Origin of the sequence: Chamaesiphon minutus PCC 6605 (assembly GCF_000317145.1) — a bacterium.
GTDB lineage: Bacteria > Cyanobacteriota > Cyanobacteriia > Cyanobacteriales > Chamaesiphonaceae > Chamaesiphon > Chamaesiphon minutus.
Genome location: NC_020053.1, coordinates 192,830 through 214,530 on the forward strand (window position 1 = coordinate 192,830; position 21,701 = coordinate 214,530).

General features: G+C 47.2%; 26 protein-coding genes. 22 read left to right on the forward strand and 4 right to left on the reverse strand.

Annotation, left to right across the window (positions count from 1 at the left end):
* Nucleotides 1–4 precede the first annotated feature (4 nt).
* Entirely contained in the window at nt 5–934 is a 930-nt protein-coding gene (locus CHA6605_RS29735; protein ID WP_015328874.1) for an AraC family transcriptional regulator ligand-binding domain-containing protein, read from the reverse strand.
* A gap of 115 nt (nt 935–1,049) precedes the next feature.
* Here CHA6605_RS29735 and CHA6605_RS29740 point away from each other — a divergent pair, with 115 nt between their 5' ends.
* The 4 genes from CHA6605_RS29740 to CHA6605_RS29755 all read left to right on the forward strand — a co-directional run bounded on the left by CHA6605_RS29740 (nt 1,050) and on the right by CHA6605_RS29755 (nt 5,043).
* Nucleotides 1,050–1,655, forward strand: a complete 606-nt coding sequence (locus CHA6605_RS29740) for a serine hydrolase (protein WP_015328875.1) — start codon at nt 1,050–1,052, stop codon at nt 1,653–1,655.
* 209 nt (nt 1,656–1,864) lie between these two features.
* The gene (locus CHA6605_RS29745) at nt 1,865–2,458 is read left to right on the forward strand and encodes a recombinase family protein (protein ID WP_015328876.1); all 594 of its coding nucleotides are present in this window, start codon (nt 1,865–1,867) and stop codon (nt 2,456–2,458) included.
* A complete protein-coding gene (locus CHA6605_RS29750; protein ID WP_086936360.1) occupies nt 2,436–4,079 on the forward strand; it encodes an IS481 family transposase in 1,644 nt (547 codons plus the stop codon). The genes CHA6605_RS29745 and CHA6605_RS29750 overlap by 23 nt, the downstream gene beginning before the upstream one ends.
* Complete coding sequence (locus CHA6605_RS29755; protein WP_015328878.1) at nt 4,069–5,043, forward strand: ExeA family protein; 975 nt, start codon at nt 4,069–4,071, stop codon at nt 5,041–5,043. Before CHA6605_RS29750 ends, CHA6605_RS29755 begins: the two co-directional genes overlap by 11 nt.
* Before the next feature lie 286 nt (nt 5,044–5,329).
* On the opposite strand, the gene CHA6605_RS33405 is transcribed toward CHA6605_RS29755, so the two are convergent.
* The gene (locus tag CHA6605_RS33405; protein ID WP_157260285.1) at nt 5,330–6,568 is read right to left on the reverse strand and encodes a transposase; all 1,239 of its coding nucleotides are present in this window, start codon (nt 6,566–6,568) and stop codon (nt 5,330–5,332) included.
* Between the two features lie 149 nt (nt 6,569–6,717).
* Nucleotides 6,718–7,344: a TetR/AcrR family transcriptional regulator gene (locus CHA6605_RS29765; RefSeq protein WP_015328880.1), complete on the reverse strand. Its 627-nt coding sequence runs from the start codon at nt 7,342–7,344 to the stop codon at nt 6,718–6,720.
* A gap of 108 nt (nt 7,345–7,452) precedes the next feature.
* On the opposite strand from CHA6605_RS29765, the gene CHA6605_RS29770 reads away from it, so the two are divergent.
* The gene (locus CHA6605_RS29770; RefSeq protein WP_015328881.1) at nt 7,453–8,148 is read left to right on the forward strand and encodes an SDR family NAD(P)-dependent oxidoreductase; all 696 of its coding nucleotides are present in this window, start codon (nt 7,453–7,455) and stop codon (nt 8,146–8,148) included.
* A 147-nt stretch (nt 8,149–8,295) separates the two neighbouring features.
* Nucleotides 8,296–8,673: a VOC family protein gene (locus tag CHA6605_RS29775; protein ID WP_015328882.1), complete on the forward strand. Its 378-nt coding sequence runs from the start codon at nt 8,296–8,298 to the stop codon at nt 8,671–8,673.
* Between the two features lie 27 nt (nt 8,674–8,700).
* On the opposite strand, the gene CHA6605_RS29780 is transcribed toward CHA6605_RS29775, so the two are convergent.
* Entirely contained in the window at nt 8,701–9,246 is a 546-nt protein-coding gene (locus tag CHA6605_RS29780) for a protein-tyrosine phosphatase family protein (protein WP_015328883.1), read from the reverse strand.
* 450 nt (nt 9,247–9,696) lie between these two features.
* Here CHA6605_RS29780 and CHA6605_RS29785 point away from each other — a divergent pair, with 450 nt between their 5' ends.
* From CHA6605_RS29785 to CHA6605_RS33410, 16 genes are all read left to right on the forward strand, one after another.
* Nucleotides 9,697–10,572 (forward strand): DUF4037 domain-containing protein, encoded by an 876-nt coding sequence (locus CHA6605_RS29785; protein WP_015328884.1) that lies wholly within the window; start codon nt 9,697–9,699, stop codon nt 10,570–10,572.
* 154 nt (nt 10,573–10,726) lie between these two features.
* Nucleotides 10,727–11,467, forward strand: a complete 741-nt coding sequence (locus CHA6605_RS29790; RefSeq protein ID WP_015328885.1) for a MerR family transcriptional regulator — start codon at nt 10,727–10,729, stop codon at nt 11,465–11,467.
* 233 nt (nt 11,468–11,700) lie between these two features.
* The gene (locus CHA6605_RS29800; RefSeq protein WP_015328886.1) at nt 11,701–11,919 is read left to right on the forward strand and encodes a hypothetical protein; all 219 of its coding nucleotides are present in this window, start codon (nt 11,701–11,703) and stop codon (nt 11,917–11,919) included.
* A 41-nt stretch (nt 11,920–11,960) separates the two neighbouring features.
* Complete coding sequence (locus CHA6605_RS29805) at nt 11,961–12,665, forward strand: class I SAM-dependent DNA methyltransferase (protein ID WP_015328887.1); 705 nt, start codon at nt 11,961–11,963, stop codon at nt 12,663–12,665.
* Nucleotides 12,666–12,917: 252 nt separating this feature from the next.
* Nucleotides 12,918–13,052 carry a hypothetical protein gene (locus tag CHA6605_RS36395; RefSeq protein ID WP_269744620.1) on the forward strand — a complete coding sequence of 45 codons (135 nt, stop codon included), beginning with the start codon at nt 12,918–12,920 and terminating at the stop codon, nt 13,050–13,052.
* A 69-nt stretch (nt 13,053–13,121) separates the two neighbouring features.
* Nucleotides 13,122–14,399, forward strand: a complete 1,278-nt coding sequence (locus CHA6605_RS29810) for a glycosyltransferase (protein ID WP_015328888.1) — start codon at nt 13,122–13,124, stop codon at nt 14,397–14,399.
* Between the two features lie 221 nt (nt 14,400–14,620).
* Nucleotides 14,621–15,571: an alpha/beta hydrolase gene (locus CHA6605_RS29815; protein ID WP_015328889.1), complete on the forward strand. Its 951-nt coding sequence runs from the start codon at nt 14,621–14,623 to the stop codon at nt 15,569–15,571.
* A 131-nt stretch (nt 15,572–15,702) separates the two neighbouring features.
* On the forward strand, nt 15,703–16,257 hold the full coding sequence (locus CHA6605_RS29820; protein WP_041550454.1) for an aminoglycoside 6'-N-acetyltransferase AacA47: 555 nt from the start codon (nt 15,703–15,705) through the stop codon (nt 16,255–16,257).
* 241 nt (nt 16,258–16,498) lie between these two features.
* Nucleotides 16,499–16,927: a GNAT family N-acetyltransferase gene (locus tag CHA6605_RS29825; RefSeq protein ID WP_051039083.1), complete on the forward strand. Its 429-nt coding sequence runs from the start codon at nt 16,499–16,501 to the stop codon at nt 16,925–16,927.
* A gap of 268 nt (nt 16,928–17,195) precedes the next feature.
* A complete protein-coding gene (locus CHA6605_RS29830; protein ID WP_015328892.1) occupies nt 17,196–17,609 on the forward strand; it encodes a YybH family protein in 414 nt (137 codons plus the stop codon).
* A 10-nt stretch (nt 17,610–17,619) separates the two neighbouring features.
* Nucleotides 17,620–18,138 carry a MarR family winged helix-turn-helix transcriptional regulator gene (locus tag CHA6605_RS29835; RefSeq protein WP_041550458.1) on the forward strand — a complete coding sequence of 173 codons (519 nt, stop codon included), beginning with the start codon at nt 17,620–17,622 and terminating at the stop codon, nt 18,136–18,138.
* Nucleotides 18,135–19,043 (forward strand): DMT family transporter, encoded by a 909-nt coding sequence (locus tag CHA6605_RS29840; RefSeq protein WP_015328894.1) that lies wholly within the window; start codon nt 18,135–18,137, stop codon nt 19,041–19,043. Before CHA6605_RS29835 ends, CHA6605_RS29840 begins: the two co-directional genes overlap by 4 nt.
* Nucleotides 19,040–19,465, forward strand: coding sequence for a VOC family protein (locus CHA6605_RS29845; protein ID WP_015328895.1), 426 nt, complete (start codon nt 19,040–19,042; stop codon nt 19,463–19,465). The genes CHA6605_RS29840 and CHA6605_RS29845 overlap by 4 nt, the downstream gene beginning before the upstream one ends.
* 37 nt (nt 19,466–19,502) lie before the next feature.
* A complete protein-coding gene (locus tag CHA6605_RS29850; protein WP_015328896.1) occupies nt 19,503–19,952 on the forward strand; it encodes a GNAT family N-acetyltransferase in 450 nt (149 codons plus the stop codon).
* 397 nt (nt 19,953–20,349) lie between these two features.
* Nucleotides 20,350–21,195, forward strand: a complete 846-nt coding sequence (locus tag CHA6605_RS29855) for an AraC family transcriptional regulator (protein ID WP_041550336.1) — start codon at nt 20,350–20,352, stop codon at nt 21,193–21,195.
* Between the two features lie 114 nt (nt 21,196–21,309).
* A complete protein-coding gene (locus CHA6605_RS33410) occupies nt 21,310–21,492 on the forward strand; it encodes a hypothetical protein (RefSeq protein ID WP_015328900.1) in 183 nt (60 codons plus the stop codon).
* Nucleotides 21,493–21,701: the final 209 nt, after the last annotated feature.

Genomic DNA, 21,701 nt, shown 5'->3' on the forward strand with positions numbered 1-21,701 from the left:
GGTCTCAGAGAAGCCAAGTAAAAAAGCGAGATCGGAAGCTTATATTCGATCGTTCTCGAACATAAGCGATCGCCAATTCGCGACGCACTTCGTCTAATAAAACTTGGTAAGATGTCCCAGCTTCTTTCAGTTTACGCTGAAGAGTACGTGAGGATAGTTGCAGTGCTTGCGCGATCGTATCCAACTTCGGATCGTCACTCTGGAGGTGCAACTGGATTTCTCGTTGGACTTGGTTCACAAGGCTATTGGCTTGTGGCAGTTTTGCGATCGATTCTGTCGCATAGCGATCGAGGACTGTGACAAGTCCATCATTTGATAGTAAGAGCGGTTGTTGAAGCAAGCGGCTATCCAAGCAGAGTTCATTGACAGGCTGAAGGAATTGCACCCTTGTCTGAAAGAAGCGATCGAAAGCAGCAGGGTTTGCAGGTTGAGCCTGTTGAAACCCAACTCGCAGGGGCACAAATGCCGATCCGGTCATGCGTCGAATGCCGCCGAATAGGTTCGCCATCACCCATTGATACGTTGCTGCGGGAAGGGGTGGAGAAACCCCAACAAACGCATGAGTGATGCGAGTCACAGCCCCATCCGTTTCTAGTCGCACGACTGAAGCTTCATGAACGAGGCGAATGTAACGGCTCAATCGCGCCAAAGCCTCTCCTAGATTGGGGCTGCACTCTAGGACATAATTCACCACATCATAGGTTGTCGGTTGAGCGTAAGCAGCTAGTCTTAAGCCGATCGCTTCCTCTCCGGTTCGGTCTAGAATCGTTTGCCACAAGACGCAAAGTTGCTGGTGAGAAATTCGCTCATCGCTTCGGTGCAATATGGCGGTAGTGAGGTGGATTTCACTTAGCAATTCATTTGCTTCTAAGCCGATTTTTTCAGCCGCACTGACAATGCCCAGAATTAGCTGAGGAGAGACTCGATGATTCATACTTTGTATAAACAATGCGCTTGGCGGATTTGGTCAGTCAATTGTCGTGCTTTATCACTGCGGCAATCCTAACAAAAATTTTAGAATTGAGTAATCCGATCCTGAAATCATTTCTATGATAAAAAGAAGAAACTTAATCCTTGGTGCGGGTAGCTCTATTTTGGCGATCGCCGTTGCCAATATTGTCTCTACGCTGACTGCTTCCGCTCAAAAAAACGAATTACGCGATTCTCCAAAGGAGCGACTCGCTCCGGTCGGGTTTGTCTTGACGCACCTTCTCGGACGGGAAACCCGTCCGAAGTGCGTCGCTCCCGACCATGGAAGCGAGTCAAGACAGCAACTACGCCAACGCATCGAGCAAATTGCACGCACGGCTCAAGGGCGGGTTGGGGTTACAGCTACGGTGTTAGAAACCGGACAGTCAGTGACGCTCGATGGAGCACAACGATTTCCAATGCAAAGCGTTTACAAGTTTCCGATCGCAATGGCTGTGCTAGATCGGGTCGATCGAGGAAAATTAACACTCGATCGCAGAGTTCGGATTGAGAGCAGCGATATTGCCCCGGTCAGTGCCACTCTAGATCGGAAGTCGCAGGGTAAGGAATTCACGCTAGCTGTAGCGACCCGCAATCATAAATCATCAAACCCGCAATCATCGCAAAATCGAACCCAGATTAAATGCAACTATCCGGTGGTTCCAACCCGAATTAACTGCAACTGAACCCAGATTAATTGCAACCAACCCACAATCATCCGTTCCAACCCACATTAACTGCAACTATAAAAGAGTAAAGAAAACGTTCGTTTTCTTTACTCTGTCATTTAACCACTCACAGCAACGGCAAACCGCCATTTGGTTAATAAAGTAACTCGATAAAGAAATTAAAATCAAGATATACTCCTCATAGATGAGTTTATTCACTTTTTGTCGTGCTAATTGGCTATGCTCGTGTTTCAACTGACGACCAACTCCTCGATCTCCAGCAAGATGCACTGACGAAAGTTGGCTGCGAGCGAATTTTTACAGATCGGGAGAGCGGTGCTAAAGCCACCCGCCCAGGACTGACATTAGCACTGGATATGTTACGCGCAGACGATACACTTGTCGTTTGGCGACTAGATCGGTTGGGAAGATCGCTCAAGAACCTAATTGAGTTAACAGAACTGCTACGCGAACGATCGATCCAACTGCATAGCATCCAAGACGGAATCGACACATCCACCAGTGGCGGTCAATTAATGTTTCACCTATTCGGCGCACTGGCAGAATTCGAGCGAAATCTGATTCGCGAACGAACGAATGCTGGATTAACTGCCGCCAGAACCAGAGGTAAGACAGGTGGCAGACCCAAGGCACTAGCACCGAATCAGAGAGCTTTAGTCGTCAGTCTGTACAAGGAGAAACAACATTCGCTCGATGAGATCTGTCAAATGATGGGTATTTCCAGACCTACTCTCTATAGTTATGTAGCCGAGGAACAAAACAGTGCCCCGCAAACAAATCCCCGCCTCGGCTCTAGTTAGGTTACGACAAAGTTTAGATCTACTCCCCGCTCGTTGCCCAGAACGAAAACTGCTCGTCGAAAACACAGCCAGCCTCTACGGAATATCCACAGACACCTTATATCGCTCGCTCCGAGAACAGACACGACCAAAATCTATCCATCGTAATGACCGAGGGCTGCCACGCAAGCTGTCACAGCCAGAGATGGAAAGCTACTGTGAAATCATTGCAGCCTTTAAAATTCGTACCAGTAATAAAAAGGGACGACATATCTCCACCACCAGAGCAATCGAAATCATTGAGGAGTATGGTGTCGATACTCCCAATGGCTTCATCCAACCACCACCAGGACTATTGACCAGAACGACAGTCAACCGTTATCTCCAAGCCTGGGGTTACGACCAAGAGCGGATGACCAGACAGCCTCCTGCTGTGCGCTTTCAAGCTGATAATAGCAATGACTGTTGGCACTTTGACCTCAGCCCTTCAGACTTAAAACACATCGCTCAACCTGCTTGGGTCGAACCAGGACGAGGGAATCCACTATTGATGCTCTACAGTGTCGTCGATGACCGCAGTGGCATGTGCTATCAGGAGTACCACTGTGTCTATGGGGAGAGTGTGGAAGCCGCGCTACGATTCTTATTTAACGCCATGACAGCCAAGAGCGATAGCTCGCCTTTTCAAGGCATTCCTGCGGCAATCTATGCCGATAATGGGCCGATTTCCAAAAGCAATATTTTCCAAAATGTCTTGTCCTGCCTGGATATCAAGCTAATGACCCACATGCCCAAAGGGAGTGACGGTCGGCGGGTGACAGCCAGATCTAAAGGCAAAGTCGAAAGACCATTTCGGACAGTCAAAGAAGCTCACGAAACGCTCTATCATTTCCAGCAACCACAGACTGAAATAGAGGCAAACCAGTGGCTTCATCGATATCTACTCAATTACAACGACCAGTCCCATCGTTCGGAACCTCACTCTAGATTAGAAGACTGGCTGGCAAATATTCCCAAGGGCGGACTCCGCGCTATGTGTAGTTGGGAGCGGTTCTGTACCTTTGCGCGTGAACCGCAACGGCGAAAAGTGGGTGGGGATGCCAGAGTCTCAGTTGAAGGTGTGGCTTATGAAGTAGATCCAGATCTGGCAGGTGAAACGGTAATTCTGTGGTGGGGTTTGTTCGATAATGAACTATACGTTGAAAGAGATGAACAGCGGTATGGGCCATTTTATCCAGTAGATGGGCCGATTCCATTGCATCGGTATCGGAAGTTCAAGAAAACTCGCACTCAGGAACGAGCCGACCGAATTGCTACTTTGGCGAAACAGTTAGATCTTCCTCGTGCAGCTCTGGCTGGGAATACCGATCTTCGGGTGGTCGAGGAGCGAGATTCTAGTCCAGCATTGCCCTTGAACCCGTTTCAAGATCCCGACCCTTATCGAGAATTTGCTTATCCAACAACCTTAATGGCAAAGCTGGCGATTGCTGATTATTTAGGTCAACCATTAGCCAAACTTGCGGTCGAACATCGAGAATTTATCGCCGCTTTAGTTGAGGAAACTTTGACTAAGAAGGTTATTTTAGAACGAGTTCGAGCATATTTTCAATTACAAATCAGGGGTGAAGCAAATGCTGACTGAAGTAGCGATCCATTTTGGCTTGGACAAGGAGTTTAGACAGGCAGGATATCATGAGACTGCCGCTCAAAAACAGCTATTGCAAGATCTCAAGATTGCCGCTCAATCTGGTTCATTAGTGGCTTTAACGGGAATTATCGGCAGTGGGAAAACGACAACATTACGCCGCTTGTTTACGGTGTTAATGAAAGAGAATAAGATTCTAGTTTCTAAGTCAATCTCAATTGAGAAGAATCGGTCTACGATGACAACGTTGATTTCTGCGCTGTTTTATGATTTATCGACTGATGATAAAGAGGTAAAGATTCCGGCATCAGGAGAAAAGCGCGAGCGGGATTTACGGGACTTGATTAAGAAGCGGAAGAAACCCGTTGTCTTATTCGTAGATGAAGCACACGATCTACATTACAGCACGCTCAAAGGATTGAAGCGGCTGATAGAAATGGTTGAAGATGGCGGTGGACTTCTCTCAGTTCTACTGGCGGGTCATCCCAAGTTAAAAAATGATTTACGTCGTCCGACGATGGAAGAGATCGGCTCTCGGTCTACGATTTTGACTTTGGAGGGGATGGTAGGAAGTCAAAGAGAATATATCACTTGGTTGATTGATGTTTGTGGATCTGAGGAAACTAAGCTCTCAGATGTGTTGACGGTTGAGGCAGTTGACATCCTCAGTGAACGATTGAGAACTCCACTCCAAATCCAACAGCATTTGATGCTGGCAATGGAGGCTGCTTATCAGGCTGGTGAAAAGCCTGTGACTGGGGCGATTGTGGAATCGGTACTATCGAAACAAATTGATGATTTGGAGCCAAAGTTGACGCGACATGGTTACGATCTGCGGGGCTTGGCAGATCAGTTTCATGCCAAACCAGCAGAGATTAAGTTGTTCTTTCGGGGTCAACTCGATCCGGCTCGGACGAAGGAGTTAACCGACCAGATGTTGATGGCTGGGTTGCCAATCTGATTCTATAGCTTGGTTTTAGCCGCTGAATTTATAGTTGCAGTTAATGTGGGTCGGAACGGATGATTGTGGGTTGGTTGCAATTAATCTGGGTTCAGTTGCAGTTAATTCGGGTTGGAACCACCGGATAGTTGCAGTTAATTCGGGTTCGATTTTACGATGATTGCGGGTTTGATGATTTATGATTGCGGGTCGCTACAGTTAGTTATTGGCGAGCCGATCGGAGATCGACAGACAACTTTAACAAACTTCAGTCGCAAATCATCAATTCTCAATAGTCCGGACAGATTTAGGGAGCCAGAGAGCCATACTGGAGAAGGAGATCGTAGTTAGGATGGGATTTAATGAAAGTCGGGTCAAGTCCTAACATGGAAATAAACCGCTCAAGTAGATGTCCATTGAGTGCGAGCCGCTTGTAAGTTGCCATTGAAAAAGATTGCCGTTGTGAACCTTCACCAGTATCCGACTGAGTTTGTTGTTGCTCAAGCTTGGCAATGTTAAGAGCTGCTAGGGACGCATTGAAATGAAAATCCAGCGATTGTTGTTGGCGGGATTGGCAGTCGCAAAGCCCCGTAAATTGTTTAGCATCACGAAAAATGAACTCGATTTGAAAGCGGGATTTGTAGTACTCGTATAGACGGATTGGCGTGATGGTCGTGTCCGTAGAAAAAAGCAACGCCACTCGCTGCTTGTCGGGATTGCGTTGGTCAACCAAATAAACGATGCGGATTTGGCGTTTGAGTGAGACATGCCAAACCACTTGGCTATACATTTTGGTGCCATCAGCCAACTCACCACTTAATTCCAGTCGAGACAAATCACTTAAATCTACCTTGCCATCATACTTACGTGGCGCACCTTTCGGCTTTTGCTCTCCAGTGTAGCAATAGCGAAGATCGGCATCAATCCGTAATTTACTGACTAAATGGAGGTCTAGCGCAACGACCCCATCGACAACAGATTTTTTGCTATAAAAGCTGTCTGCGGTTAGATACTTAACGGCGGTGGGAAAATGGGCACGAGCTGTTTTGAGTTGTTCCAGATAGCCTTTGACTCGCTCAGAAATTACTGGTTCTGTTTTCGCTTTGGCTTTGGCTTTGGCTTTGGCTTTGGACTTCGATTTACGTTTCTTCTTTGCTGTTGGTTGTGCTGATGGAATCGGTTGGCGTTCTGTTTTTGCTGTTTGTTGCACCGAGAGCGTATAACCTTGATGGGCCATCACGTCTACCACTGAAATCACGGAAATTTCTAACCCTTTTTGGGATTTACTGATACTACCATTGTAGAAATTGTCCACTCCCCATGTCTGCTTTCCACTTTTGCTGATAAATGAGCAGTCAATCGCTGCAATCTGCTCTCTACTTGGTTCAATCGCTGCTGCGATCGTCTGTGCATGGAAAGGAATGAAATCGAATGATTTTTGGTAGTGGCGACGATATGTTCGTTCGCTATACTCTCCATACCGACTGAGATTTGTGAAATTCGCCTTGCCACATACCACAAACAATGTTACAAATAGACTGGCCAAGAACTGGCGTTGCGGTTTGCTAAATTACCCACTTTTATAAGTAGGTTCTGTACAATATCCATAGAGCGATTCATCTTGTACTTGGTTTCTACTTGTACTTTAAGCGATGAATCGCTTTTTTTGTGGCGACCTGCCAAGGCATCGCTTCGCTATCGATCATTTTTCTTCTCAAAAGGTGTCCGGAGTATTGAATTCTGATGCCGAGTCAATAACGTTTCGACTAACCTTTGAGCCGTTTTCAACCGTTCTGGATCGTCTGACTGTGCAACCCATGCGGCTAACTCATTGAGCGAACCATTCACCAAATGAGCAAAGCCCTCAGGATCGATCGTGTTCAGTTTTCCCTCATCGACGACCCTCTGAATTGACTCATAGAGCAACCCAAACCCATACTGGTCAAACTCAACTAAGGTATCTGCTGCCAACACTGCTGGAGCTTCAATAAATACTAAACGCCGCAAACCCTCTTGTTGTGCAATTTCTAAAAACGCCTGACAGCCAATCACTAACTGCTCCCAAGGATCGTCTAGCGGCTGTACCTTGGTGCTGATGTAGTTAGCCATGTCGCTATATGCTTCGGCAACGACAGCCTTGAAGACTCCCAGCTTATCGTTGAATTGGTGATACAACGCTCCGCGAGTAATTCCCAGTTCGCCGATCATCTCCTCAGTTCCAGCGGCTGCATATCCTTTTGTCGCAAATAGATGACGCGCTCGATCGAGAATAGCACGGCGGGTACGTTGGGTTTGTTCAGCTTTGGTCAATTTGGCAGACATAGCAGCTTATTTATATTTAACATTCATACAGTATGTATCTTGACAACGAGGCGGTTGATTCTCTATCTTGGATACATACAGATTGTATCTTTTGTTAGGAGAACATTGATGTCATTCAAGACGATTCTTGTTGCTGGTGCAAGCCGTGGCATTGGGCTTGCCGTTGCTGAACATTTAGCATCTCAATGCGATCGCTTGCTAGCAGTTTCGCGCACTGAGTCACCGATCGGGGAGTGGGTTCAGGCAGATTTGTCTGATCTAGAAGGTGTGGAAACGGTCGCAAAGGCGATCGGGGAAGATTCTTTAGATGCACTACTATACATGGGAGGCACTTGGGAAACTCATGCATTTACTAGCCAATATCGTTTTGAAGATTGCACCGATGCGGACATTGCCCAAGTGATTGCGGTAAATTTAGTCGCTCCGATTCGGTTGGTGAAAGCCTTGCTGCCTGCTTTGCGACGATCGGACAATCCAAAAATTGTGTTCATGGGTGCGCTCTCTGGTCGAGACAATTTTCCAGGGCGAGAAGTTGCCAATAGTGCATCTAAGTTTGGGTTACGGGGTGTGGTGCATTCATTGCGCGAAGAATTGCGATCGCAGCAAATCGGTGTCACGGTAATTAACCCTGGTAATGTTGGCACACCTGAAGTCCTAGCCGATCTTGCAGCAGATAATCTGTCCGGTGGGGAAGCACTTCCACTAAGCGATCTTTTGAGTATTATTGATTGCATTCTCTCCTTGTCACGGGCGACTTGTATCAAGGAAATTGACGTACCTGCAATGTTAGGTGAGGGGGCTTGATGAATAGCACCGATCGATATGCTGGTTGGTGGCTGGAGTAGTCTATGTCCGGTGATTGCGAACGTTGGGCGGCTGTCGGTTGAATCGGATGTGCCGATAGACAAACCGCTCGATCGAAGCATCTTCTTAATCGGAGGAGAATAAAATATGCCTTTCTACAACGGAATAGTGACAAGCAAACTTCTAGAGTCAAAAGAGTTTTACACGAAAAATTTGGGGTTTTCGGTCAAGTTTGAAAACGAGTGGTTCGTTCTGCTTGAGCTTGACGGACGCGAACTCGCTTTTATGCAGCCGAATTTGGAGTTTCAAAATCAGATATTTCGCGGTGAATATGGCGGCAAAGGGCTTTGGTTGACGGTTGAAGTCGCTGATGTCGAAGCTGAATATCAACGCATTCAAAACTTAGGCATCCCCATCGTCGTCGAGCTTCGACAGGAAGATTGGGGCGAAACGCATTTTTCGATTGCCGATCCGAACGGAATCGGCGTTGACTTTGTGAAATACACAGCACCGGAATCAAAGTAGTTTGAATGTATTTGTCAGGGTTCGACATCAAACTAACTTGCCTCTTAATCGATTGCATTCATCCAGTAGCAGATCGAGTTCCGCCGCAACTTTCCAAGGATTGCGTCCCTTGAAAGGAGCGGCGACGATCGCTTCATAGGGATTTTTCCCAGTTTGCTTAACGGCTGCGATCGCGGCTGTATTGGAGAGTCCTCGTCCAGCCACAAGCCAAGCGGCTAGAACGTGCCCCGTGCGCCCAACTCCACCAGAGCAATGCACAACAACCTTCTCATTTTTCTGATTAGCAGTAGCTAAGAACGGCAAAATTTGATGAATCAGCAGGTCAGGATCGGCAAAGTTAAAATCCTCGATCGGTGCCCAGCACACTTGGTCGATCCCGAAAGTTTGTCGATAAACTTCAAGCAGATTGGAATAGCGAGCGAGCTGAGATTCGGGAAGCAAACAGCAGACCCGCTCGATCTCTTGGCTGTGCATAAACTCAATCCACTCGTTGACTTTCTCATTGCTGTATCCGGGGCGGGCAGAGCCAAACACGATGAGTTCATTCTCCGAAGCAGCGGAAAATTTGTACATGGTGAGTGCCTCAAATCGTTCGACGATTTAATTCTAACGCTCAAGGTTTCATTGTGACCCAGTTTGTTAAAGCGAAGTCCAATGGACTGTGGAGATTGAGTAAACTTGCAGTCACTACAAAATAAAGGTAAATTTTATGCACGTTATATCTGTCAACATTGCTAGTGAAGAAACGATAGAAATAAACAATTCAGAATTGGCGATCGTCTACAAATTAACACCGTTCTACTCGAAATAACGTTTGCCCGAATTCCTTGAAAGAGCAAGGGCAGCGTTTCAGTTTTGGTTGGAACACTCATAATTGCAAAGTGTCTACGCCACCCAAACAACGCTCATGCACACCGACCGACCAGAGTTTATCGGCTATGATGCAAAGGCTATCTGCGGCGGGTGATTGCGATCGTTAGCCTGTTGCGCTAGATTGTTGCGGTAGAGATGTGAATCATCAACATGAATGAGCACAGCGTATGGCGAATTTCCTTGGCTCACAAAATAGCTCCCGCTTTCACTGCTAATCCCAAAGTTGAAGCTTGTTTTGTGTTTGGCTCGGCAGTATTAGGGATTTCAGACCAATATTCAGACCTTGAATTGGCGTTTATCTGGTCAAAACTACCTTCTGCCGAAGAATTACAAGTCAAAGCGCAGAGTGTTGGTGTCACAGGGTGGGAAATTGAGCCGCGTGGGGAAACAACACAGGGGTGGTTGGAGCAGTTCTATCTGTCTGGTATGAAAGTCGAAGCAGGTCATTGGGCGCGAGATACAATCGACAACATCGTGATTGATGTTGTTGAGCGTTACGATGTGTCGCAAAACGGACTTGTGTTTGAGAAGCAAGCGATCGCATTTCATCTTCAACGCGCAGTGGTTCTTCAGGGTGAAGACATCATTAAACAATGGCAAACTCAGCTTTCTCCTTATCCTGAAGAACTTACAGTTGCAATGGTTCAAAAGCATCTGAAGTTCCGCCCATTTGATGGTCAACACATCTTGACCGATCGCCTTGAGATTCCGATGCTGTACGAAAACAAGTGCGCCATTGTGCGAAGGCTGCTCAACATACTGTTCGGGCTGAACCGCGTTTATCATCCCGGCTTCAAGTGGACACGCTACTGGGCTGAAGAAATGAGCATCAAACCGTCTGGTTTTTTCAATCGGCTAGAGCGTGTTTTTCAAGCTGATGCTGTAAGCGGAATTCATGAGCTACGCCAACTTGTTGAGGAAGTTTTCGATCTTGTGGAAAGGACATTACCCCAAGTCGATCTCAAGCAGCAGCGCGAGATATTCGATCGGACTTACCCCAGGTGGAAGTTGCCCGTTGATGATTGAACTTCAAGCTCTCAATAAACAGGCTAACAACGCACATGCACACCGTGTTGTAGTTGATTTTTTTATTGCCCCCCTTGACACTGACGCAGCGTGAGGCTCTTACGATGGATGCATTCACAGATTGAGATTGTCTCTACGCAAGGAGGAAAAGCAGATGCAGCCAGTCACGATCAAAGTCGGCGATCTCGCTAAACAAACTGGAGTCTCGGTGCGGACGTTGCACTACTACGATGAGATCGGCTTACTCTCGCCGTCTCACCGGACTGAAACGGGCTATCGCCTGTATGGCGAGGCTGACATTATCCGATTGCAGCAAATTGTTTCGTTGCGGCAAATCGGGTTCTCGTTGGACGAAATTCGCGAATGTCTTGGGAAATCTAATTTTTCGTTCGTGTATGTAATGCAACTTCACATCGAACGAGTACGAGAACAAATTGCACTTTTCCAAAAACTGCTCAACCGTTTGGAGAGCATTGCTCAAACTGTGAATTCGGTAGAACCTGTTTCTGTCGAAGTTTTGATTCAAACCATTGAGGCTATTTGTATGTTGGAAAAATATTACACACCCGAACAATTGGAAACCCTCAAGCAACGCCGAGAACTCCTGGGTGAAGAGCAGATGCGTCAGGTACAAGCCGATTGGCAAGAGTTGATCGAGCAGGTACAGGCTGAGATGGAGAAGGGCACCGATCCAGCGAGCGAACCTGTGAAAGCTTTGGCTCGACGCTCACTGGAATTGATTCAATTGTTTACTGGCGGCGATCCTGGCATCGAGCAGTCCTTAAACCGGATGTATCAGCAAGAGAAGCCGGAAATCGCCAGTCGAGGGGCGATCGATGCTGCAATGTCAGAATATATGGATCGAGCCAGGGCTGCCCTGGAGCAAGCCGAATAATGAAGGAAGAGAGGGCGATCCGAGGTGAGATCGAACCCTTGCCTCGATCTCACTCCGGATCGCCGCCCAACAACGCCCATGCAACCGACCGACGAAAAGGGATCGGTAGGATACAGCGGCGATCTGCGATGGGTGATGGGCAACGTTGGACTGCTGAGGTTATTGCCAGGAAAAGTAGTTGCTTTCTGTCACCGGAATCGATCGATAGAATAATTCAATAAATTTGAAAAAATATGTCAAAAGATAGATATATTTTGACGATCGATTCACCCATCGAGTTAGAGTTATTTCCAGATATCATCCCGATTTGGAGCAATATCTGGAAACTTTCTGAAGATCGTGCTAGTTTAGAAAAGTATCTGGAGAGTATCAATGAAATATTAGATTTTGAGCCAATATTTTTCCAGATCTCACCCAGGTTTTCAGGGAATAGACAGGAAGTTTCCCTCTAATAAATAGTTAGCCGCCCCAAGCAGATTAGAAGGAGTTTCTTATGCTGCGTTTCTCTACATTCGATCGACGCAACTACCGAACTGTGGCAGCGCATGAAGGCTACGCTCAATGGGCTGGGACATACGAGGACACTGTAAAGCAGGATATGGATCTGTGGTTGCTCGACCAGATCCAAAGCGTTAATTGGAGTGCAGTCGAGCGTTGCGCGGATCTCGGCTGCGGCACGGGACGCACTGCTGCATGGCTAGCGAGCAAGGGCGTACGGGAGATCGATGGTGTCGATGCCACCTCCGAGATGCTGGATCTGGCTCGCAAACGGGACGTTTTCGCGTCCCTCCGAGTGGCGGATGTTTGTACGACCGGACTGCCAACGGCTAGTTACGACTCGATCGTGACGTGCCTCGTTGACGAACATCTTGCTGAGCTTGCACCGTTGTACGCGGAAGCAGCGCGGCTGGCGCGACGTGGCGCGACGTATGTACTTGTTGGCTTTCATCCATTCTTCATTATGGCGGCAGGGATGCCTACGCACTTCCAAGGAGACAATGGAGAGCCAGTCGCAATCGAGACGCACATCCATCTGTTGTCTGACCATGTACAGGCGGCACTTGCGGCGGGCTGGCAACTGCTCGAATTACGCGAACAGGTCATCGACGATCGTTGGATCGAGACGAAGCCGAGTTGGTCAGTCTATCGGGATGTGCCAATCAGTTTCGTGTGGGTGTGGCGGCAGTGTGAGAATTGAGTCGATTCGGTTCAGCTAATATATCGTGTTGCAGCGGAACGTACCAGTCTTCTTCGTTAAGTTCGAGATGTTACAATAAGTTGGAAAATTCAGCACAGCCACCTTAAATAGCAGGATCTACAGATAGTTTTCCTTTTGTATAATGAATATGCTGAATTTTTCAGTCGATCCACCCAAATTTGGGTGGATAGGTGGAAAGTTTCCGCATAATAATAGTTGCCGCCGACAACGCTGTATAAAATTTGACAGTGTATGCTAAAATCTGGGAGCGTTGCGGGGCAACTTTCGCAGGAGCCGACAACACCTGTTGCTAGCCGCACGACGGCGCAAGACGGCGTTGCGGCTCAGCTCAAGTTAGGCTGCTTCGGTTACAGGTGTTGGCAGTAGTTTGAAATGGTTGGTGAGCAATTCAAAGCGATAGTATAAAGCAAATGCTACGGAGAAAGAGGCAAAAAAATGAGTCGAATTGCTGTGACGACATTAGGAACCTTGGGCGATCTTCACCCCATGATCGCGATCGCGCTAGAGCTACGGCAACGCGGTCATGATGTTGTATTTGTCACGCATGAAGTTTATCAATCAAAGCTGCAAGCCTTGGGGTTTGAGTTTCATTCCATGCGTCCGGATTTCACAGCGATGAACGACCCACAAGAAATGGCTCGAATGATGGATTTGAAAACTGGACAAGAATACATGGTACGTCAGTGGGTGAACCCGCATTTACGCGAAATGTATACAGATTTGCTTAACGTTGCCAAAGACGTAGACTTCATCTTTTCGGGCGAAGGAGTAATCGTAACTCCGCTTGTGGCAGAAAAACTCGGAATGCGATGGGCTTCTAGCGCAATGGTTCCCCTCTCATTTTTCTCAATCTATGATCCCCCGGTTTTAGCTCCGTTTCCGGCTTTAGCAAAGCTGTACAAACTGGGACCACTGGTAAATCGAGGCGTGCTCAATTTTGCCAAATATGTGAGTAACTCTTGGGCAGATCCCATTCGACAACTGCGACGAGAACTTGATTTATCACCGATCGACTACAATCTCTTTCTTGAGAATCGGTTTTCACCTTACCTAGTCGTTGCCTTATTTTCTTCAGTTTTAGGGCAACCTCAACCAGACTGGGCGGAAAACACCGTAATCGCAGGCTTCACTTTTTATGATGGGACGCAAGATGGTGCAGAACTCGCTCCGGAGTTGAAGCAGTTTTTAGAAGCGGGCGACCCTCCGATAGTCTTCACCCTCGGCTCTGCTGCGGTGATGAATGCAGGAAATTTTTACAAAGAAAGTCTTCAAGCTGTTACACAACTGAATCGCCGTGCTGTTTTCCTCATTGGCAATAACCCGCCATTGAAGAACCTTCCAGCCAATGTTTTAGCAGTCAACTACGCACCGTATTCTCAGATTTTTCCTCGTGCCTGTGCGATCGTACATCAGGGTGGCATTGGCACAACAGCACAAGCTTTACGGGCAGGTCGTCCGACCTTGATTATGCCGTACAGCCATGATCAACCTGACAATGCAGCAAGAATCCAACGATTAGGAACATCTCGCACAATCTCCCGTAAACAGTACTCTGCTTCACGGGTTGCGAAGGAGTTGAGTGAGTTGCTGGAAAATCCAAGTTACAGAACGAAAGCGTCAGAAATTGGGCGAATTATGCAGGCAGAAGATGGAGTTGGCGTAGCATGTGATGCCATTGAGCAACAATTAAGAGCAGTCGTAGCCTCATCGTAAGTGGCAGCAGCCCAACAAGTCGCTGCATCGGAACAATAGGGCTGATCGGTTGAGTTCGAGAAGTTGTCTGTGTCCGGTGAGCTTGGTCGTTAGATTTCTTAAGTTATCGGTGCTGTCAGTGCTTTGAGACAGCTTGTAGGGTGCCATGTGTAGCACAGTGACAAAGGCAATGTTAAAAGCCTAAACTGCTATAAGTTACAAATTACATCACGTTTTTCTGGATGGACAAGTTAAATCTAGATTGGAAAATTCAGTTGCTAGACGGAATCTTAAATTTCTCCAAGCCTTTGGAGAAAATGAGTCTGGATGAACTGCGCGAAACCTCTGAAAAACCAATTCCTCCAATAGTAGAACGTATTTTTGGAGGAAAGAGAATCGCTCTAGCTGACATCATGCAACAGAAGATTAGCGGGCGACACGGAGAGATTCCGATTCGGCTTTACTATCCTGTCATCCAGGAAAACTTACCTATAATTCTGTTCTTTCATGGTGGCGGTTGGGTGTATGGAAATTTCCAAACTCATGATCGGATGTGTCGTCGCATTGCCAGAGATACAGGTGCAATTGTACTCGCTGTGTGCTATCGACTTGCTCCATTCTTCAAATATCCAACCGCTTTGGAAGATTGCTATGATGTCCTGCTTTGGGCAGTCAAGCATTCAGTGAACCTGAAGGCTGACTCAGAAAGAGTGATTGTGATGGGCGATAGCGCGGGCGGAAATTTAGCAGCAGCAGTCTGCTTGATGGCGAGAGATCAAGGGCATTCGTCGATTGCTCGACAAATTTTGATTTACCCAGTAATGAGTGGGATGTTAGACCAACCTTCGATCGAAAAATATGCCAATGCGCCAATCCTTACCCAAGAACGGATGCGATATTTTGTGCAGTGTTATGCGCGAACTGAGGCTGACATTCTACAACCCTATTTCTCACCGTTATTAGCGCAGGATTTAAACAATCTGCCACCTACTTTGATAATCACGAGTGAATACGATCCACTGCATGACCAAGCACATGAGTATGCACAACGTTTGCAAGAAGCTGGAACTCCAGTAACTCTGATTGATTATTCGGATATGGTGCATGGGTTTCTGAGTTTTCCTGCGTTTTGTCGAGAAGCATTACCTACCTTTTACGAAATTGCTAAGTATGTTAAATTATTAAATGCTTGAAAGGTGAATGTATTTGCCAGAAACCTAACTACTGCATGCAACGGAACGGAGCAATACGCTATCATCACGCTTATCCTGCATCGCCGTCCGCTGATGCAGATGACGTTATGCATCACAGAACCACCATACCTATGTCCGCGATCGACACCCCCGTTACCTTGCGCCTCATGACCGAGCAAGATCTTCCGATGCTCCATGACTGGCTGAACCGACCCCACATATTCGAGTGGTGGGGCGGTGAAGAGGAACGCCCGACTCTTGATGAAGTGCTGGAACACTACCTGCCAAGAGTTCTGGCAGAAGAGTCCGTCACGCCGTACATCGCAATGCTGGGCGAGGAGCCGATCGGCTACGCCCAGTCTTACGTCGCACTCGGCAGCGGTGATGGATGGTGGGAAGACGAAACTGACCCAGGAGTGAGGGGAATTGACCAGTCTCTGGCTAATCCGACACAGTTGAGCAAGGGTCTGGGAACAAAGCTTGTCCGTGCGCTCGTTGAGCGGTTGTTCTTGGACTCCACTGTGACGAAGATCCAAACCGACCCAACTCCGAACAACCATCGGGCGATCCGTTGCTACGAGAAGGCGGGGTTTGTACGGCAGAAGATAATCACCACGCCTGATGGCCCAGCCGTCTACATGGTTCAAACACGTCAGTCATTCGAGAACGCGCGTAGTACTGCCTAACCAGCCAATGGAGCCGATGCGGTGACGTATTGCGAGGTTTTAGTTCGGTGGCCCGCGCGGCTCATCGGCAACGTTGTGCCGCTCAGGTTATTTATTGGGGCAGTAGTTTAGAACTTGTCTGTTGGTGTTCGGCATCTAGTCATCTTGAGATGGTTGATGGGACGTGTTTTTCGATCGGTTGGTGAGGCGATCGCTGCTGATTCTACAATGGGGAAAGTTTTTGCTCACACTAGAAATTCAGATGAAGCCACAACTCAGAATTGAGATAGCCGATGAACCAAAGCTTGATGAGACTGAATTCATTGTTCGACAACTAATCCAATTCAACAGTCGTTGTGCTGGTGAAGGCAGTTTTCGGCAATTAGCTATTTTCTTACGAGATGCAGACGAGAATTTAGTCGGTGGGCTAGTTGGGTCAACATATTGGCAGTGGCTATACGTTGATGTTTTTTGGATACACGAATCATACCGAGGAGGCGGTTACGGTATCTCCCTTCTAGCTGCTGCGGAGCAGGAAGCTGTTAAGCGGGGTTGCCAATATGCCTATTTAGATACGTTTAGCTTTCAAGCACCAGAATTCTATCAAAAGCATGGATACGTTGTATTTGGAGAGCTATCAGACTTTCCAGCAGGGCACAGCCGATTCTTCTTAAGAAAAGTGCTGCAATAAGCGCGGCACAACAATCCGCCTGCACACCGACCGTTTAGGAATTACTGGTTGAGTCCGAAAGTCTACTAGCGGCGGGTGATTGGGAACGTTGTGCTACTTGAGCTATCGGTAAGAATGTAGTCCTAGTTTTCTGCCAAACACAGGACTACGCTTGAGGTGCTGTTCGAGAACTTGCCAGCTTTGTCTTTACATTCTCCAAGACATATGTATAATACATACATATATAGTTTATCGATAGTTAACGTTCAACAATTTTTTAGGAGGACACATGAACACTGAATGGCAAAACCGCATTCAGGAGTATTGCGAGGCGTGGACGACTGATAGTGGTTGTCCAAACTTCGATCGTCTTGAAACGTTCTACGCAATGGACTCAGATGTTGTCATTTACGATTCGCTACCACCGCTTGAGGGGTTTACTGGGTTTGCACAAATGCGATCCATTTACCCAGGACTATTGCGGCTTACGGTGTCTCCGAATCAAGACTTGCAAGTAAAGCTACTGGCAGATGGGCAAGTAGCGGTCACTGCCTTTACTTCCCATATGGCATACAGGTTCGAGGATGGCAACGAGTTTAAGGTGAATGCCAGACATACAGATGTTTGGGAAAAACGGAACAATCAGTGGCTCATCGTCCATGAGCATCCGTCAACAGTGATTAATCCAAGCAGGATTGAGTAATTTTATGACTATGACTGAACGAACTCTCAATCTTCTCGGTGCGCTGGCTTTAAGTGTAGTCGATGGGATAAATGTGGTTGTTGAAGCAAGTGTGGGGCATGGTGGAGAGACTCCTGCGGCTCTGGTCACACTAGGCGCAGAACCTGGACTTTCTATCAATACTTTGCGCCAGATTTTGAACCTTTCTCACCCTGGAACTGTCCGTTTGGTCGATCGGCTAGCAGCGCAAGGTTTGGTCGAACGTAGAGCAGGCATAGATGGGAGAACGCTAGCATTGTTTCTCACGAATGCAGGTCATCAACGGCGACAGGCAATTTTGACTGAACGGCGGCAGCAGTTACAGCTTGCAGTGAACGCTTTAACACTCAATGAGCAAAAGCAGTTAACTCAGCTTATGGAGAAGATGCTTGCTGCCATGACCACCAGTGAGCTACGTGCTTATGCAATTTGTCGTCTTTGTGAGGGCGAAATGTGCCCAGGCGATCGCTGCCCTGTAGAACAAAAATATTGCCAAATGTTAAATTTATGAACAATATCATTATGGCTCTCAGCTACGCCTTTTGCTGGGGAGTTGGGGTAACACTGACAAAAATCGCCCTCTCAGAGATTTCAGCGACAACACTCCTGATTATTCAACTCTCGTCTAGTGTTGCATTTCTGGCAACGGCTTGTTATGTGAGGGATCGCCAACTACCTTTTTCCTGGAAACATCTCAAACAAGGTTTTGCGGGGATCTTTGAACCTGGTTTAACCTATATGGTTGGTATTTTTGGTGTCCAAATGACAACCGCCAGCAATGCAACACTAATCGGTTCATCAGAAGTGGTGCTGACGATTTTATTTGCAGCAATGTTTCTCGGTGAAAAATTGACGCGGATGAAATTACTGCTTGCTGGCCTCAGTTTTTCAGGGTTGCTGTTGTTACTGCTCAAGGATGCTCATCAAGGGGCTAGTCATTCTTCGCTAATCGGTAATTTACTGTTGCTGATGAGCGTAATCTTTGCGGTTTTTTATGTTCTCTTCAGTAAGAAGCAGATCGCATCATCAGATCCGCTACAACTCACCTCGTCGCAACAGTTAGTCGGCTTAATCGTGACCGTATTCTGTTTTAGTATGCTATCGATCGTAAATCCCAACTACGAAGTAAATGCTGCTGGGATTTCGCCGCAATTTTGGTTGCTGGCAATAGGCTCAGGAATTATGGCGTATGGTTTGGGGTTCTTGCTCTATCTCATTGCATTGCAGAACATACCTGTAAGTCAGGCTGCTTTTTATGTTGCTCTGATTCCTGTTTTTGGTGTAGCTAGTGCAGTTGTGATGATTGGTGAGCAGCCTAGTCTGGCACAGTGGATTGGTGGTTTACTGGTCATTGTTTCGTCCTATTTCGCTAACAGGTTGCAAACTACTCCGATTCACGACAGAGGACACTTATGATCGCATATGTTTGTCTTGGCACAAATGACATAGTTCGCGCAAGTGTCTTCTATGACGCTGTACTCGGCGCGCTTGGATTGTCGCGTTGCGATATCTCAGGCGATCCGGACTTGGAAGGCTGGGTCGGTTGGTGTACCTACGGAGACCAAGGCATCAAAGAAGTTGTGCTTTGGCTTTGCAAACCCATTGACGGAAAGGCTGCTACCCTTGGCAACGGCTCGATGGTCGCACTGCGGGCAAAAAACTGGGCAGCAGTTGAAGAGTTCTACACTGCCGCCCTGTCCAATGGTGGTACACCCGAAGGGGCACCGGGACTCCGCCTGCAATATAACCCTGACTTCTACGCTGCCTACGTGCGCGATCTAGATGGAAACAAACTGGCGGTTGTGTGTCGCGGGTTTACGGAACGGGCAGGGCAGTGATGAATCCAAGAGATAGTAAGTCAAGAGATAGTAAATCATGACACCAGAAATTAAGATAGCTTCGATCGAAGATCTGGAAATTCTTTTGCCACTCGTTCGGGCGTTCCACGAATTTGAGGATCTCCACATTACAGAAGAACAAAGGAAAAGCTCACTTACTACATTGTTAGCCAATGTGGAACTTGGCGGGATTTGGCTAATTTATTACAACCGCCGACCTGTTGGATATATAGCACTGTGTCTTGGTTATAGTATTGAGTTTGGTGGAAAAGATGCTTTTATTGATGAATTCTATATTAGACCTGAATTTCGAGGAGAGGGACTAGGGAGACAAACCTTAGAATTTATTAAAATCGCGGCGAAAGATCTTGACATTCGCGCAATTCATCTTGAAGTTGCAAGAACGAATACTAATGCTCATAAGCTTTACTCTCGCTCTAACTTCGAGGTTCGTGAAAAATATGTACTCATGTCAGTCAATTTATAATGAAACGTATCAATTAATTCCAGCCTTTACTCATTATCTCTACAAAGTTAAATTGTCAATCAATGATGTGAAAACCGTTAGAATTTGAACCGCATAAAGTATGAGTGGTAGCGTGCCTAACAATCCCGTTGCACGCCGACCGTATTTAATCTCTTCGTTATTACTAGCAGCGGGTGAACGGGGGCGTTAGCCATCAGGTTACTGGTGATAGCGTAAACAAAAAATCATCTGTCAGAATTAATTCAAAGATTGTTGAGGGAGCGATCGCCCCTTCAAGCCCCGAATACTTACCATAGAAACTCTTGATACTTGCAAAGCACAAGCCTGATGGAAATTTCTGACCCTCCATTACAATGGAGGAATATTAAGCAACTGTAAATCTTCTTCTCAAGTCTTTATGCCGTCTTCCATGCTTCAACCCGCTGCAACGATTCTGACAAATGAGTGGGATGGTCTGCGGGTCGAGTATGGGCGGCTTGATGCCGTAGGCGACTTTGATTTTGCCATGCCGAAGCAGGGTTTAAGCGTTGCATTTGAACCCCACGAGCAAGTAGTCTGGTCGGTGGATGGGCAATCCCAACAGACGAGCTTACCCGCAGGTAGTGTATTTCTGTATGGCGATCGAGAGTTTGTTTGGCATCGCCGAGTCAAACCGAGTGAATATGTGAACTTGGAGATCGATCCGGCCTTGTTGCCGCAGATCGCCGTCGAAAATGGATTATCTGCGACGACAGAAGTTGAACATCGGATTATTTTTCAAGATCCAACGGTTCTCCATGTCTCACAATTGTTGAAGGCAGAAGTGCTCAGTGGTGGGCTGGCGGGCAACTTGTATGTAGAGTCGCTGCGGAATTTGTTAGCTGTGCATCTGTTGAGGAACCACACTAGAGGCATCCTTCAGCCAAAAACTGAAGTCGTTTGTCTAGAGGGTTTGAAGCTCAAACAACTGAAGGACTACATTGAGGATAATTTGGCTGAGGAGCTGGCGATCGCGACCCTTGCGACCCTAATTCCTATGAGTCAATTTCACTTTGCTCGTGCTTTTAAAGCTGCCACTGGAGAACCACCTCACCGTTACATTATGCAGCGGCGGATCGAACGGGCAAAAATGCTGCTTTCGGTCACACGGCTTTCGGTGGCAGAAGTCTCGTACCAAACGGGATTTTCTAATCAGAGCCATTTCACGGCGCAGTTTCGGAAAGCGATCGGCATGACTCCAAAGCATTTTCGAGAGCGCGTTTGAACAAAAGGTTCATTGTCTACAATTCTCCATGCAAAAATTCTGCAATAATAACTGGTAGAATCGCCCTAATTTTGCTCAACTTCAAAGCTTGCGTAGCTTCTTGGAGAACCCTTCATGTCTTCTCAATCTCCGTCCGAACTGCTCAACGATGAATGGGTTCAGGTCAGCCAATCGATCGCTGCGGATGGGTTGGTTGTGCGGCATGATATTGAAACTCCTGATGAGATTGCAACCTCTGGCGCATCACATCATTTTCTCTGTTTGTTCCTAGATATACTCCGCACGGGCATAACCTGAGCTTTCTAGAATCAGGAAAATCTGGAGGATACTTTTTCTCCCCTTCCCCTGTCTTGTCTCGCTTCTATCGGCGGGAAACCCGCCGAGCGCGAGCCGCTTTCCCCTCTAAACACAAGCAATTTATGACCGTGCAAAGTATAGCTGGGGAAATCAGCGTCAAGTGACTCGCTGCGAGGGTCGAGAATTTGATGGAGAGCAAAAGCGAGGAG